This is a genomic window from Microbacterium sp. NPDC056736 (assembly GCF_042790415.1).
Classification (GTDB): domain Bacteria; phylum Actinomycetota; class Actinomycetes; order Actinomycetales; family Microbacteriaceae; genus Microbacterium.
This window is the reverse complement of record NZ_JBHTZE010000002.1, coordinates 367700-382421: the sequence shown is the minus strand read 5'-3', so window position 1 is coordinate 382421 and position 14722 is coordinate 367700. Positions and strand designations below refer to the sequence as shown.

Annotated in this window: 12 protein-coding genes; 6 read left to right on the top strand and 6 right to left on the bottom strand. The window is 70.5% G+C overall.

Annotation, left to right across the window (positions count from 1 at the left end; all coding sequences use genetic code 11):
* Positions 1-4 precede the first annotated feature (4 nt).
* The 5 genes from dut to dxs all read left to right on the top strand — a co-directional run bounded on the left by dut (position 5) and on the right by dxs (position 6868).
* Positions 5-457, top strand: coding sequence for a dUTP diphosphatase (gene dut, locus ACFRAL_RS06345; RefSeq protein WP_336398031.1), 453 nt, complete (start codon positions 5-7; stop codon positions 455-457).
* Entirely contained in the window at positions 454-1053 is a 600-nt protein-coding gene (locus ACFRAL_RS06340) for a DUF3710 domain-containing protein (RefSeq protein WP_336398030.1), read from the top strand. The genes dut and ACFRAL_RS06340 overlap by 4 nt, the downstream gene beginning before the upstream one ends.
* On the top strand, positions 1050-1844 hold the full coding sequence (locus ACFRAL_RS06335; RefSeq protein WP_378880899.1) for a DUF3159 domain-containing protein: 795 nt from the start codon (positions 1050-1052) through the stop codon (positions 1842-1844). Before ACFRAL_RS06340 ends, ACFRAL_RS06335 begins: the two co-directional genes overlap by 4 nt.
* Before the next feature lie 133 nt (positions 1845-1977).
* Positions 1978-4812 (top strand): aconitate hydratase AcnA, encoded by a 2835-nt coding sequence (gene acnA / locus ACFRAL_RS06330; RefSeq protein WP_336398029.1) that lies wholly within the window; start codon positions 1978-1980, stop codon positions 4810-4812.
* A 97-nt stretch (positions 4813-4909) separates the two neighbouring features.
* Complete coding sequence (gene dxs / locus ACFRAL_RS06325) at positions 4910-6868, top strand: 1-deoxy-D-xylulose-5-phosphate synthase (RefSeq protein ID WP_336398028.1); 1959 nt, start codon at positions 4910-4912, stop codon at positions 6866-6868.
* Here the strand turns inward: dxs and ACFRAL_RS06320 are convergent.
* The 5 genes from ACFRAL_RS06320 to ACFRAL_RS06300 form a co-directional block, all read right to left on the bottom strand.
* On the bottom strand, positions 6865-7575 hold the full coding sequence (locus tag ACFRAL_RS06320; RefSeq protein WP_378880895.1) for a hypothetical protein: 711 nt from the start codon (positions 7573-7575) through the stop codon (positions 6865-6867). The genes dxs and ACFRAL_RS06320 overlap by 4 nt on opposite strands.
* A 223-nt stretch (positions 7576-7798) precedes the next feature.
* Positions 7799-9943, bottom strand: coding sequence for a 3-hydroxyacyl-CoA dehydrogenase NAD-binding domain-containing protein (locus ACFRAL_RS06315; RefSeq protein ID WP_378880892.1), 2145 nt, complete (start codon positions 9941-9943; stop codon positions 7799-7801).
* A gap of 7 nt (positions 9944-9950) precedes the next feature.
* On the bottom strand, positions 9951-11156 hold the full coding sequence (locus tag ACFRAL_RS06310; RefSeq protein ID WP_378880889.1) for a thiolase family protein: 1206 nt from the start codon (positions 11154-11156) through the stop codon (positions 9951-9953).
* Between the two features lie 72 nt (positions 11157-11228).
* Entirely contained in the window at positions 11229-12428 is a 1200-nt protein-coding gene (locus ACFRAL_RS06305) for a ribonuclease D (RefSeq protein WP_378880886.1), read from the bottom strand.
* Complete coding sequence (locus ACFRAL_RS06300; RefSeq protein WP_336398023.1) at positions 12421-13011, bottom strand: DUF3000 domain-containing protein; 591 nt, start codon at positions 13009-13011, stop codon at positions 12421-12423. Before ACFRAL_RS06300 ends, ACFRAL_RS06305 begins: the two co-directional genes overlap by 8 nt.
* Positions 13012-13036: 25 nt before the next feature.
* Here ACFRAL_RS06300 and ACFRAL_RS06295 point away from each other — a divergent pair, with 25 nt between their 5' ends.
* On the top strand, positions 13037-14266 hold the full coding sequence (locus tag ACFRAL_RS06295) for an alpha/beta hydrolase (RefSeq protein ID WP_378880883.1): 1230 nt from the start codon (positions 13037-13039) through the stop codon (positions 14264-14266).
* A gap of 14 nt (positions 14267-14280) precedes the next feature.
* Here ACFRAL_RS06295 and ACFRAL_RS06290 read toward each other — a convergent pair whose 3' ends face one another.
* Positions 14281-14721: a SufE family protein gene (locus ACFRAL_RS06290; RefSeq protein ID WP_336398021.1), complete on the bottom strand. Its 441-nt coding sequence runs from the start codon at positions 14719-14721 to the stop codon at positions 14281-14283.
* Position 14722: the final 1 nt, after the last annotated feature.

Below are 14722 nucleotides of genomic sequence, written 5' to 3'. Positions count from 1 at the left end.
TGGGGTGACTGAAACGGTGGACGTCCCCATTATCGCCCCCGACGTCCCGGCGTACGCCCACCCGGGCGACGCGGGCGCCGACCTCGTGGCGGCCGAGGCGGTGCGCCTGGAGCCCGGTGGGCGCGCCCTCGTCGGGACCGGCGTGCGCATCGCGCTCCCGGAGGGCTACGTCGCGTTCGTGGTGCCCCGCAGCGGTCTGGCCGCGAAGCACGGCATCACTGTCGTCAACGCCCCCGGCACCATCGACGCCGGCTACCGCGGCGAGATCAAGGTCATCCTGCTCAACACCGACCGCGAGCAGGCCCACGACATCGCCGTCGGCGACCGCATCGCGCAGCTGATCGTGATGCCGGTGCCCCGCGCCGTGTTCATCCGCGTGGAGACCCTGCCCGACAGCGTGCGCGGCGAGGGCGGCTTCGGCTCCACCGGCTATCAGAAGGACGGAGTCCTGGCATGACCGATCCCTCATCCGCCGACGGGCCGCGCAAGGTCGCGCCCGAGGACCGCGCCGAGACGGGGCCCTTCGACGAGTCCGAGGCGAATCCCGTGCGGCCGTACATCGACCTCGGCGGGATCAAGATCCTCCCGCGCGAGGGCCTGAACCTGCGCCTCGAGGTCGAGGAGCAGACCAAGCGCATCGTCGCCGTCGGGCTGGACTACGCCGGCTCGACACTCCAGGTGCAGCCCTTCGCCGCCCCGCGCTCGGCGGGCCTCTGGGAGGAGACGCGCGAGCAGATCCGCCAGCAGATCCGCCAGCAGGGCGGCCGCGTCGAGGAGCGCGAGGGCCCGCTCGGGCCCGAGCTGCTGGCCGAGGTGCCGGTCGTGGCAGGCCCGGACGGCACCGCCGGCAAGCGCCTCGCGCGCTTCGTGGGCGTCGACGGACCGCGCTGGTTCCTGCGCGGCGTGATCGGCGGGGCGGCCACCGCCGACGTCGAGGCGGCCGCTGCCGTCGAGGACCTCTTCCGCTCCATCGTGGTGGTGCGCGGCGGATCGCCGATGCCCCCGCGCGACCTCATCCCGCTGCGGATGCCGGCGACGCCGGGCACGGCGTGAGCGACGCCCCGCGGTTCGACGACGACGCCGGCCGTCCCGCTCCCGGCGGCACGGCGGGCGACGCCGGCGAGCAGACCGATGCCGCGCCCTCGGCATCCGACGTGCTCGGCGCCGCCCTGGGCGGCGCCGCGCGTCGCGCCGGACTCGACCCCGCCGAGGGGAAGAGCACGGGCCACGTCGTGTGGGCCGCCATGGGCGGCTGGCGCGGCATCCTCGAGTCCGTGCTCCCCGGCGTGGTGTTCCTCGTCGCCTGGACCGCGACGTACGACTCCGATCCGGACGTGCGCTCGGGGAACCTTCCGCTGAGCCTCGGGCTGTCGGTCGGCCTCGCCGCGGTCTTCACCGTCGTGCGCTTGATCCAGCGCCAGTCCGCGAACGCGGCGATCGGCGGTCTGATCGCCGCGGCCGCCGCAGCGGGACTGTCCCTGTGGACCGGACGGGGAGAGGACAGCTTCATCCCGGGCTTCCTCACCAACACGCTGTACGGCACCGCATTCCTCGTCTCGGCGTTCGTCGGATGGCCGCTCATCGGCCTCGCCGTCGGATTCCTGATGGGGGAGGGCACCGCGTGGCGCGCCGACCGGCGCAAGCGGCGCGTGTTCTTCTGGCTCTCGATCGCCTGGGCCGCGCTGTTCGCCCTGCGCCTCATCGTCCAGGTGCCGCTGTACCTCGCCGGTGAGGTGGCCGCCCTCGGCACGCTCAAGCTCATCATGGGCCTGCCGCTGTTCGCGCCTCTCGTCGCCGTGACGTGGCTCGCCGTGCGTGCGCTCTACCCGTCCTCGCCGAAGTGATACATTTATCTTGACATCAAGATACTTTCCCGCCGCACGATAAGGGAGACCTCACTAGCCGAGGGCTCCGGTGCGGGGGAAGATGGGGATGCCGGACTCCGGCCCGATCCCGCCGCCGACGAAGGAGACAGACGTGTCCACGGTTGACAGCTTCGGTGCGAAGAGCACCCTGACGGTCGGCAGCACCGACTACGAGATCTTCCGCATCGACACCGTCGACGGCTACGAGAAGCTCCCGTTCAGCCTCAAGGTGCTGCTGGAGAACCTGCTGCGCACCGAGGACGGCGCGAACGTGACGAAGGAGCAGATCAAGGCCCTCGGCTCGTGGAACCCCGACGCCGAGCCCGACACCGAGATCCAGTTCACGCCGGCCCGCGTCGTGATGCAGGACTTCACCGGCGTGCCCTGCATCGTCGACCTCGCCACGATGCGCGAGGCCGTGACCGCCCTCGGCGGCGACCCGAACCGCATCAACCCGCTGTCGCCCGCCGAGATGGTCATCGACCACTCCGTGATCGCCGACCTGTTCGGCACCGAGAACGCCCTCGAGCGCAACGTCGAGATCGAGTACGAGCGCAACGGCGAGCGGTACCAGTTCCTCCGCTGGGGGCAGACGGCGTTCGACGACTTCAAGGTGGTCCCGCCCGGCACCGGCATCGTGCACCAGGTGAACATCGAGCACCTCGCGAAGGTGATCTACGACCGCCAGGTCGACGGGGTTCTGCGCGCCTACCCCGACACCTGCGTCGGAACCGACTCGCACACCACCATGGTCAACGGCCTGGGCGTGCTGGGCTGGGGCGTCGGCGGCATCGAGGCCGAGGCCGCCATGCTCGGCCAGCCCGTCTCGATGCTGATCCCGCGCGTCGTCGGCTTCAAGCTGACCGGCGAGATCCCCGCCGGCGTCACCGCGACCGACGTCGTGCTGACCATCACCGACATGCTGCGCAAGCACGGCGTGGTCGGCAAGTTCGTCGAGTTCTACGGCGAGGGGGTCGCCTCGGTGCCGCTGGCGAACCGCGCCACCATCGGCAACATGAGCCCGGAGTTCGGCTCGACCGCCGCGATGTTCCCCATCGACGACGTCACGCTCGAGTACCTCCGCCTCACCGGGCGCGACGAGGACGCCGTCGCGCTGGTCGAGGCGTATGCCAAGGAGCAGTCGCTCTGGCACGACCCGACGCGGGAGCCGGCCTTCAGCGAGTACATGGAGCTGGACCTCGGGACCGTCGTCCCCTCGATCGCAGGCCCCAAGCGCCCGCAGGACCGCATCCTGCTGTCCGAGGCGAAGGCGCAGTTCGAGAAGGACATCGTCAGCTACGCCACGGCCTCCACCTCCGACGACATCGTCGACCTCGAGTCCAAGCACTCCTTCCCCGCTTCCGACCCGGGCCAGGTCCCCGGCGAGGAGGAGCCCACCACGCGTCCGGTGCACATCAACAGCGGCGCCCCGGCGACGGCGTCCAAGCCGGTCAAGGTCACCACGCCCGACGGCGAGGCGTACATCCTCGACAACGGCGCCGTCACGCTGGCCGCCATCACGTCGTGCACCAACACCTCGAACCCGTCGGTCATGATCGCGGCCGGTCTGCTGGCCAAGAAGGCGGTCGACAAGGGCCTCAAGCGCAAGCCCTGGGTGAAGACCACGCTCGGCCCGGGTTCCAAGGTCGTCACCGACTACTACGAGAAGTCCGGCCTGGACAAGGCGCTCGAGGGCCTGGACTTCTTCACCGTCGGCTACGGCTGCACCATCTGCATCGGCAACTCGGGTCCCCTCATCGAGGAGGTCTCCGCCGCGATCAACGACCATGACCTCGCGGTGACCGCGGTGCTCTCGGGCAACCGCAACTTCGAGGGCCGCATCAGCCCCGACGTGAAGATGAACTACCTCGCCTCGCCGCCCCTCGTGGTCGCGTACGCGCTGGCGGGCTCGATGAACTTCGACTTCGAGACCGACCCGCTGGGCAAGGACACCGAGGGCAACGATGTCTTCCTGAGGGACATCTGGCCCTCGCCCGACGAGGTCCAGCAGATCATCGACACGTCGATCTCGCGCGAGCAGTTCATCACCCAGTACGCGACGGTGTTCGAGGGCGACGAGCGGTGGAAGAACCTGCCCACGCCGACCGGTCCGATCTTCGAGTGGAACGACGAGTCGACCTACGTGCGCAAGCCCCCGTACTTCGAGGGCATGACGATGGAGCTGACCCCGGTCAGCGACATCACCGGCGCGCGGGTCATGGCGACGCTGGGCGACTCGGTGACCACCGACCACATCTCGCCGGCGGGCAACATCAAGGCCGGCACGCCGGCTGCGCAGTACCTCACCGAGCACGGCGTCGCGCAGAAGGACTTCAACTCCTACGGCTCGCGTCGCGGCAACCACGAGGTCATGATCCGCGGCACGTTCGCGAACATCCGCCTGAAGAACGAGCTCGTCGCCGCGGTCAACGACGGTCAGATCGTCGAAGGCGGCTTCACGCGCGACTTCACCCAGGAGGGCGGCCCGCAGTCGTTCATCTACGACGCGAGCATGAACTACCAGGCGCAGGGAACGCCCCTGGTCGTCTTCGGCGGCAAGGAGTACGGCTCCGGCTCGTCGCGCGACTGGGCGGCCAAGGGCACGAGCCTGCTCGGCGTGAAGGCCGTGATCACCGAGAGCTTCGAGCGCATCCACCGCTCGAACCTCATCGGCATGGGCGTGGTCCCGCTGCAGTTCCCGGCCGGCGAGAGCTGGCGCTCGCTCGGTCTGGACGGCACCGAGATCGTCTCGATCGAGGGCCTCGAGCAGCTCAACGAGGGCGTCACGCCCAAGACGGTGCGCGTCACCGCCGAGCCCAGCGAGTTCTCGCCCGAGGGCAAGCAGACTGTCGTGTTCGACGCGGTCGTCCGCATCGACACGCCCGGCGAGGCCGACTACTACCGCAACGGGGGCATCCTGCAGTACGTGCTCCGCTCGCTGGTCTGACAGCCGATTCACGGGGGACCGGATGCCGAGGCATCCGGTCCCTCGTTCATGCCGCGGGTAGACTGACAGGGCCCTTCCGGGCTGGAAAGGAGCGGGGATGTCGCTGCTGTCGTCCATCGCCGGACCCCGTGACCTCGACGCGCTGACCACCGACCAGCTGGAGCAGCTCGCGGACGAGATCCGCGGCTTCCTCGTCGAGAACGTCGCCCGCACCGGGGGTCACCTCGGCCCGAATCTCGGCGTCGTGGAGCTCACCATCGCTCTGCACAGGGTGTTCGACTCGCCGAACGACCCGATGATCTTCGACACCGGTCACCAGTCGTACGTGCACAAGCTGCTGACCGGCCGCCAGGACTTCTCGCGGCTCCGCGCACGTGGGGGCCTGGCCGGCTACCCCCAGCGCTCGGAGAGCCTCCACGACGTCGTCGAGTCCTCGCACGCCTCCAGCTCGCTGAGCTGGGCCGACGGCGTATCCCGGGCCCTCACGCGCACCGGGCGCAAGGACCGCCACGTCATCGCCGTCGTCGGCGACGGATCGCTCACCGGCGGCATGACGTGGGAGGCGCTCAACAACATCTCCGACGACAACGACCGGAACCTGGTGATCGTCGTCAACGACAACGGGCGGTCGTACGCCCCCACGATCGGCGGCATGGCGCGGTATCTGAACCGCGTGCGCACCGCCGAGTCGTACCGCACGCTGCACCGCGGCTCCGACAACCTGTTCCGCAAGCTCGGCCCGGCCGCGCGCGCGGTCTATCGCGGCGTGCGGGGCGGGACCCACGGATTCCTGTCCCGCTTCACCAACAACGCCGCCCTCTACTCGAACCTCGACATCAAGTACCTGGGTCCGGTGGACGGCCATGACCTGCCGACCCTCATCGAGACGCTCGAGCTGGCCAAGGAGTACGGCGCGCCCGTCATCGTCCACGCCATCACCGAGAAGGGCCGCGGCTACGCGCCCGCACTGTCGGACGAGGCCGACCAGTTCCACGCGGTGGGCAAGATCGACCCCCTCACGGGAGCGGCCCTGGGCTCCTCCGGCGGCCTCGCATGGACCGACGTCTTCGCCGACGAGCTCGTCGCGGTCGGCGACGAGCGCGAGGACATCATCGCCATGACCGCCGCCATGCTGCGGCCCACGGGACTCCTCTCGTTCGCGCAGCGCTTCCCCGACCGCGTCTACGACGTCGGCATCGCCGAGCAGCACGCCGTCGCCTCGGCGGCCGGCCTCGCCTTCGGCGGGCTGCACCCCGTCGTCGCGATCTACGCGACATTCATGAATCGCGCGTTCGACCAGGTGCTGATGGACGTCGCGCTCCACCGCGCGGGCGTCACGTTCGTCCTCGACCGCGCGGGGGTCACCGGACCCGACGGTCCCAGCCACCACGGCATCTGGGACCTCGCGATGCTGCAGATCGTGCCGCACATCCGCATCGCCGTGCCCCGCGACGAGCCGCGGCTGCGCGAGGAGCTCCGCGAGGCCGTCGCCGTCGACGACGCGCCGACCGTGGTCCGCTTCCCGAAGGGCGCCGTCAGCCCGGAGCTGCCGGCGATCGAGCGCCTCGAGGACGGTGTCGACGTGCTGGTGCGCTCCGACGCCCACGACGTCCTCCTCGTGGGCATCGGCCCGATGGCGCACATCGCCGTCGACGTGGCCGAGCGGCTACGCGCCCAGGGGATCGGCGCCACCGTCGTCGACCCGCGGTGGGTCGTCCCGGTGCAGCCGTCGATCGTGGAGCTGGCGGCATCCCACCGCCTCGTCATCACCATCGAGGACGGCATCCGTGTCGGCGGCATCGGCACGCGCGTGCGGCAGGTGCTGCGCGAAGCGGGAATCGACACGGCCGTCGACGAGCTCGGCGTGCCCGACGAGTTCATCGACCACGCGAGCCGCGAGCAGATCCTCGAGGACGCCGGTCTCACGCCCGCGAAGATCGCGCAGGACGTCGTCGCCCAGGTGCTCGGCACGCGCATCCCCGTCGCCCGCGGAGCCCAGACCAGCGAGATCCCCACGCTGCCGGACCTGGCCCGCACGCGCGACGAGCGCCGCTAGACGGAGCTCAGCCGGTCCGCCAGCACGGCGGCCGCCGCGCCCCACTCGGACCGTGCGGGACCGGGCGCGAGGGGCGCGACCGCCTGCGACAGCAGGTATCCGTCGGTGAGCGCATCGCCGGTCACGATCACGCGCAGCAGCTCCACGCCGCATTCCCTGCGCACGAGCTCGGTGCACGCAGCCACGATGCGCGGCGACAGCGCGTCGTTCGGCGGGAGGACCGCGCCGTCCAGCTCGTGCACGAGGTCGCGCAGCGCGGCGCCGACGATGTTGCCCGCCCGCTCCTTCACGTTCAGCACGTCCAGCTCGAGCACCCGCAGGTCGTGGCCCGAGACGATGGACCGCCAGTCGAACGACGCATGGACGAGGTGCTGATGCCCGCTCGCCGCCGTGAGGCAGCGCGCCGGGAGATCCGTCGATCGGGCCCGGACGTCGACCATGCGGTACCAGTACAGGATCGGGAACGCCCCGTGGGTGCCCGGTCGCAGCACCACGACCTCGCCGCGGCCGTCGTCCGACCCGCGCACCCGTCGGATGATCGGCTTGCCGTTGCGCGTGCGGATCGCGGCCGAGCCCTCGTCCACCGTGACCAGGAAGAGCTTCATGAGCGCCGGGACCACCACGAGGAGGGTCAGCGCCGCGCCGCTCGTCTTGACGAGCACGCTGAGCGCGTTGCCGCTGAACAACCCTGAGATCGCATCCAGCACCCGGACTCCTCCCGATCGTCCCTGAGTAAAGGATGCCCTGCGTCGATCCCGGGACATCGCCGAAGACGCCCCTGCTCGCGAGATGTTCACCGGCATGACCGCCGGCGTTCCACGGCGGGGGTGCGGTCGTTCGCCGCGCCGGCCGCTGTCGCCCCCGCGGCACGCACAGGGCGCACCCTCCGAGGAGGATGCGCCCTGCGCGGCCCGCCTGTCGTCGGTCGGCTCAGCTGCCGATGCCCGTGATCACCGGGTGGTGGAAGGTGTCGCCGAATGCCCGCTGCGAAGCCCCCTCGCGGTCGAGGTAGGGCGATGCGCCACCGTCGATGAACGGCCAGCCGGCTCCGAGGATGAGGCACAGGTCGATGTCCTGCACCTCCGGGACCACGCCCTCGTCGAGCATGATCCTGATCTCCTGGGCGAGTCCGTCCTGGACGCGCTCGAGAATGGTCTCCGCCGAGGCGGGCGAGGAGCCGACGGCGGGCTTGAGCACCTTCTCCGCCGCCTTCGTCCAGCCGGTCACGCGGCCGCCCTTGTCCTTCTCGACCACCTGCGGCAGCTCCGCGAGGGCGTGGAAGTTCTCGTTCGCGTAGAAGCGGTCGGGGAAGGCGCGCACCATCGTGTCCTGCACGTGTGCGGCGACCTTCCATCCGACGAGGTCGATCAGCTGGAACGGTCCCATCGGCAGTCCGAGCGGCGCGAAAGCCTTCTCGACGTCGGCGATGGGAGTGCCCTCGTACACCGCGCGCGCCGCCTCGCCCATGACCTTGGCGAGCAGCCTGTTCACCACGAAGCCCGGCGCATCCGCCGTCAGCACGCCGTTCTTCCCGAGGCTCTTCGCCACGACGAAGGCCGTCGAGAGTGCGGCATCCGACGTCTGCGGCGTCTTCACGATCTCGATCAGCGGCATGACCGCCACCGGGTTGAAGAAGTGGAAGCCCACCAGGCGCTCGGGATGCGTCAGCTTCGCGCCGATCTCCGCCACGGACAGCGACGAGGTGTTGGTGGCGAGGATGGCGTCCTCCGCGATGATCTTCTCGATCTCGCCGAACACCTGCTGCTTGACCGCCACCTCCTCGAATACGGCCTCGATCACGAAGTCGCAGTCGGCATAGAGCGTCTTGTCGGTCGTGCCGGTCACGAGGGCGCGCAGCCTGTTGGCCGCGTCGCCGTCGAGTCGCCCCTTCGCCTCGAGCTTGCCGATCTCGTCGTGGATGTAGGCCACACCCTTGTCGACCCGCGCCTGATCGAGGTCGGTGATGAGCACCGGCACCTGCAGCTTGCGGACGAACAGCAGCGCGAACTGGCTGGCCATGAGGCCGGCGCCGATGATGCCGACCTTGGCGACCGTCTTCGCCAGGGCCTTGTCAGGAGCCCCGACCGGCCGCTTGGCGCGCTTCTGCACCAGATCGAACGCGTACATGGATGCCGCGAACTGGTCGCCGGTTACGAGCTCGGCCAGCGCCTCGTCCTCGCGGGCGAAGCCCTCAGCCTTGGTGCCGCCCTTCGCCTTGTCGAGGAGGTCCAGCGCCACGTACGGCGACTTCGGGACCGTCCCGATCCTGGACTCGAGCATGCCGCGTGCCATCTTGATCGCGATGGGCCACTTGGTGAGGCGCTCGATCTTCCCGGGCTCGTGCTTGCGCTCGACCTTGGTCTTGCCGCTGAGCACGCGGTCCGCCCAGTTCAGCGAATCCTCGAGGTAGTTCGCCGCCGGGAAGATCGCGTCCACGATTCCGTAGTCGAACGCCTGCTGCGGCTTGAGCATGCGGTTCTGCTTCAGCGGGTTGGAGATCACGACCTCGAGGGCGTTCTCGATGCCGATGAGGTTCGGCAGCAGGTAGGCGCCGCCCCAGCCGGGGATGATGCCGAGGAAGACCTCGGGGAGGGCGATCGCGGCGGCCGACGCATCCACCGTCCGGTACGTGCTGTTCAGCGCGATCTCGAGGCCGCCGCCCAGCGCCAGCCCGTTCACGAACGCGAACGTCGGCACCCCCAGCTCGGACAGCATGCCGAAGACCTTGTGACCCAGCTGGGCCACCAGGCGTGCATTGTCCTTCGAGCCGACCTTGCTGATGTCGGAGAGGTCGGCGCCCGCCGCCAGGATGTACTGCTTGCCGGTGATGCCGACCGCCTGGATCTCACCGGCCGCGGCACGCCCCTCGAGCGCCTCGAGCGTCTCGCCCAGCTGGAACATCGTCGCCGGTCCCAGCGTGTTGGGGCGGGTGTGGTCGCGACCGTTGTCGAGCGTGATGAGGGCGAGCACCTTGCCGGAGGGGAGGCGGATGTCGCGCACCCGCGAGTGCGTGATCACCTCGCCCTCCGTGACGGCGAGGATGGGGGAGAAGTCGATGTCGTCGTAGTTCGTCATTCCGCGCTTACTTCCGCTTCTTTCCGTCGTAGAACGGGTTCTCCCAGATGACCGAGCCGCCTTGGCCCAGACCGACGCACATCGCGGTGAGGCCGTAGCGCACGTCGGGTCGTTCGGCGAACTGCGCCGCGAGCTGGATCATCAGGCGGACGCCGGACGCCGCCAGCGGGTGGCCGAAGGCGATGGCGCCGCCCCACTGGTTGACGCGCGGGTCGTCGTCGGCGATGCCGAAGTGGTCGAGCAGGGAGATCACCTGGATGGCGAACGCCTCGTTGAGCTCGAACAGTCCGATGTCGCCGATCGTCAGGCCCGCCTTCTTCAAGGCCTTCTCCGTCGACGGGATCGGCCCGATGCCCATGATCTCGGGCTGGACGCCGGCGAACGCGAACGAGACGAGCTTCATCTTCGGCGTGAGCCCGAGCTCCTTGACCGCGCCGCCACCGGCGAGGAGCGACATCGTCGCACCGTCGGTGAGCGGCGACGAGGTGCCCGCGGTCACCCGGCCGTGCGGGCGGAACGGGGTCTTGAGGCTCGCGAGGTCCGCCATCGTGGTACCCGGCCGCCGGCCCTCGTCCTCGGTCGCGAGACCCCACGAGCCGTCGGCGTCCTTGATCGCGACCGGCACGAGATCCGGCTGGATCTTGCCGGCGTCGTACGCCGCCTGCACCTTGTGCTGGCTGAGCATGCCGAAGCGGTCGGAGCGCTCCTTGGTCAGGTGGGGGAACCGGTCGAAGATGCGCTCGGCGGTGACGCCCATGTTGAGCGCGCCGGGGTCGACCATCTTCTCGGCGACGAAGCGGGGGTTGGGGTCGGCGTTGCCGCCGATCGGGTGGTGGCCCATGTGCTCCACCCCGCCGGCCAGGGCGACGTCGTACATGCCCACGCCGATCGAGGCGGCCATCGTCGTGACGCTGGTCATCGCGCCCGCGCACATGCGGTCGATCGCGAAGCCCGGGACGGTCTGGGGGAGCCCGGCGAGGATCGCGACGCTGCGGCCGAGGGTCAGACCCTGATCGCCCGTCTGCGACGTCGCGGCGATGGCGACGTCGTCGACGCGGTCCCTCGGAACGCCCGGATTGCGCTCCATGAGTCCGATCGTCGCCTTGACGGCGAGGTCGTCCGCGCGGGTGTTCCAGTACATGCCCTTTTCGCCGGCGCGCCCGAACGGGGTGCGCATGCCATCGACGAAGTAGACGTCCGAAATCTCGGCCACTCTGCCTCCAAAAGTTGGGATGACGCCAGCCTAGGAGGGCGGTCGGAGCGGTCTGAATCGGGTGGCGGAAACCTACGAAGCCGTTTCGGAGGGCTCCGACACGGCTTGCACGGATCCCACAAAGGCATCGGCGATCAGCTGTGCAGTCTGCGCAATCTGCCACGACCGCGCGCCGAGCGAGGCGAGCGCGTCGCCGATGGATGCCTCGGTCACCGGCTCCGGCGGCGTCCACGCGATGCGCCGCAGCAGGTCGGGAGTCAGCAGGTTCTCGGTCGGCATGCGCAGCTCCTCCGCCCGCCGCTCGACGACGGGGCGCGCCGCCTTCAGGCGCGCGTCCGCCTCGGGGTTGCGGTCCGCCCACGCGCGGGGCGGCGGGAGCGAGTCCCCGCCCGTCGCGCGCTCCAGCGGGAGGTGGCTCGTGGCACGGCCCGCCTCGATGGCGGCCCACCAGCGATCGAGCTGAGAGCGGCTGGCCCGCCCGGTGAACTCCTTCACAGCGGCCAGTGCGCTCTTCGACTTGGGGTCGGCGAGCACCGCGGCCACCAGCGCGCGGTCGGGCACGAGTCGCCCGGGCGCGACGTCCTCCGCCCGCGCGTACTCCTCGCGCGCGGTCCACAGCTCACGGGCGACGGCCAGCGCCTTGCGTCCACGTACCGTGTGCAGGCCGCTCAGGCGACGCCACGGCTCTTCGCGCGGCGGCTTCGGCTCGCGTTCGAGCACGGCGCGGAACTCCTCGGCCGCGAAGTCGGCCTTGCCCTGCTCGTGAAGCTCCTCGAGCAGCTTGTCGCGCACGTCCACGAGGTGCTCGACGTCCAGTGCCGCGTACTCCAGCCACGACTGCGGCAGCGGACGGGTGGACCAGTCCGAGGCGGAGTGCGCCTTGGCGAGGGTGATCCCGAGGGTGTCCTCCACGACCGCACCGAGGCCAACCCGGTCATGACCCAGAAGTCGCGCGGCGAGCTCGGTGTCGAAGATCGAGTCGGGCACGAGGCCCAGTTCGCGCAGTGACGGCAGGTCCTGGCTGGCGGCGTGAAGGACCCACTCCTCGTGACCGATCGCGTCCTGCAGCGCCTGGAAGTCCCCGATGGGCGGAGGGTCGAACAGGAACACGCCGACGCCGCGACGGAACACCTGCACGAGGTATGCGCGTTGCGAGTACCGGAATCCGGAGGCGCGCTCGACGTCGACGGCCACAGGCCCCTGGCCGGCGGCCAGCCGGCGCGCGGCGTCGGCGAGGTGGCCCACCTCGTCGATCACCTCATAATCAACCACGCGGCGTCCTGCGCGAACCCAGCATCGCGATCCCTTCCGAGCCGGGCGGGAGCCCGGCGAGCATGCATACCAACTCCGCCCATGCTTCCACGTGCGGAGCGATCGCGCCTTCCGGTGACCAGGACGCCCGCAGCTCGATCTGCGCACCGTCTCCTTCCGCGGCAAGGGAGCCGAAACCTTTGGAGAGCGTCTTCGTGGCCGTCCCGGAGGCCGAATGGAACCCGGCGCGACGCGACGCCAGCGCGTCGGTGAGCCACGTCCACGCGACATCGGCCAGGAGCGGATCGACTCCGATCTCCGGCTCGAGCGGCGCCTGGGCGAAGCACACGATGCGCCAGGGGCCGTTCCACGGCGCCGGCTCCTCCGGATCGTGCAGCAGCACGAGCCGACCCGTGCCGTACGGCGAGTCGACGTCGTCGGGGGAGGAGCGCACATCGCCCGCGATCGCGAGCGCCTGGGGCGCCAGCCCCTGCGGTGCCGGGATCTCACGCACCGTCAGGTCGTCGCGGAACGAGATCGAGCGCACCGCCTCGGCCGCCTGCTCGAACGAGCTCGGTGCCGCGGGGGGACGCTGGTCAGCCACGCGGACAGACTAGAGTGATGCCTCGATGGTCGCCTTCAGGCGCGCCGCGATGGGCGGCGCAACCCGCAGCTCCGCCACCCGGCCCCGCACACCCGCCTACGTCGCCGGGGTCAAAGCCGCGCTCACGGTGCTGAGCGTCGCGCTGGCCGGGACGCTCGGCGCCCTCGCCGCCGGGTCCGTCCTGATGGCCCGCCGCGTCGTCACGCCGACGCGGCGCGAGCCCGACACGCGCATCCTCGCCCTGGACACCGCCGCGCAGACGATCACGCTGTCGCGGACGCCCGACACCGCGCTTCCGGGGCGCTACGGCCTGTTCACCAAGGGCACCTCGGATTACATCAAGCTCGGCTCGGTGCTCTCGGAGGACGCCACCAGCGTCAAGCGCAAGCTGCTCACCCATATCGGCTCCGACGCCGAGCTCGCCCCCGAGGCGGCCTTCAGCGGCTGGTACTACGACCGTCCCGAGCAGCTGCACCTTCCCTTCAGCCCGGAGCTCATCGGCTCGACCGTCGGCCCGTGCCCGGCGTGGCTCTTCCCGGCGGGCTCCGGCGAGACGTGGGTCATCCAGGTGCACGGGCGCGGTACGACGCGCGCCGAGTGCCTGCGCGCGGTCCCCGTCTTCCACGGGCTCGGCATCACCTCGCTCGTGGTCTCGTACCGCAACGACGGTGAGGCGCCGCGCAGCCGCAGCGGCACCTACGGGCTGGGATCGACGGAATGGCGCGACGTCGATGCCGCCGTCGGGTTCGCCCGGCGACGGGGCGCCCGCCGGATCGTGATCATGGGCTGGTCGATGGGCGGAGCGATCGCGCTGCAGCTGGCCCTGAACTCCGCACACCGCGACGCGATCGCCGGCCTGATCCTCGAGTCGCCCGTCGTGGACTGGAGCCTCGTGCTGAAGTACCAGGCGCGCGAGCAGCGCGTGCCCGACGCGATCACGGGTCTGGCGATGGAGGCGCTCCGTACGGAGTGGGCGGCCCCGCTCACCCGCACCGGCGCGGCGATCCGCCTCGACCAGCTCGACGTGCTGTCGCGCGCGAGCGAGCTGCGGCATCCGATCCTCATCCTCCACAGCGACGACGACGGCTACGTCCCCTCGGACGCCTCGCACGACCTCGTCGTCGCCCGCCCCGATCTCGTCCAGATGCAGGTGTTCGAGGTCGCGCGGCACACGAAGCTGTGGAACTACGACCAGGAGCGATGGAGCGACAGCATCCGCTCGTGGCTCGCAGCGCAGAGCCTCCTGCCCGGCTGAGGAGTGCGCGCGGGTCAGGCGGCCGCTTTGGCGCGCACCTGCCGCTGCGCGCGCAGCAGCATGCCCGTCATGCCCGAGATCCGCAGCGGCGACACGACGCGGGTGAGCCCCAGCGTCTGGGGAAAGTCGCCCGGCACCGCGAGGACCTCGCCGGCTGTCAGCCCGGTGAGGCCCTGGGCCAGGATGCTGGCGAAGCCGCGCGTCGTCGGCGCCTCGGGCGGCGCCGTCGCGTGCATGGCCACGGTGCCGTCGCCGTCGACGTCCACGACGATGAAGACGGGGGACTGGCACTCGACGACGCGCTCGTAGAGCTCGGGGTGGCCTTCGTACTCCGCCGGCACGGCGGGCAGCTCGTACGAGTACTCCAGGAGCAGCTGCAGCCGGTCGGCCTCGGGCAGCTCCAGGAACTCGTCGCGGATCTCGGCGAGGCGCTCGGGCAGGGCGGTGTCGGTCATC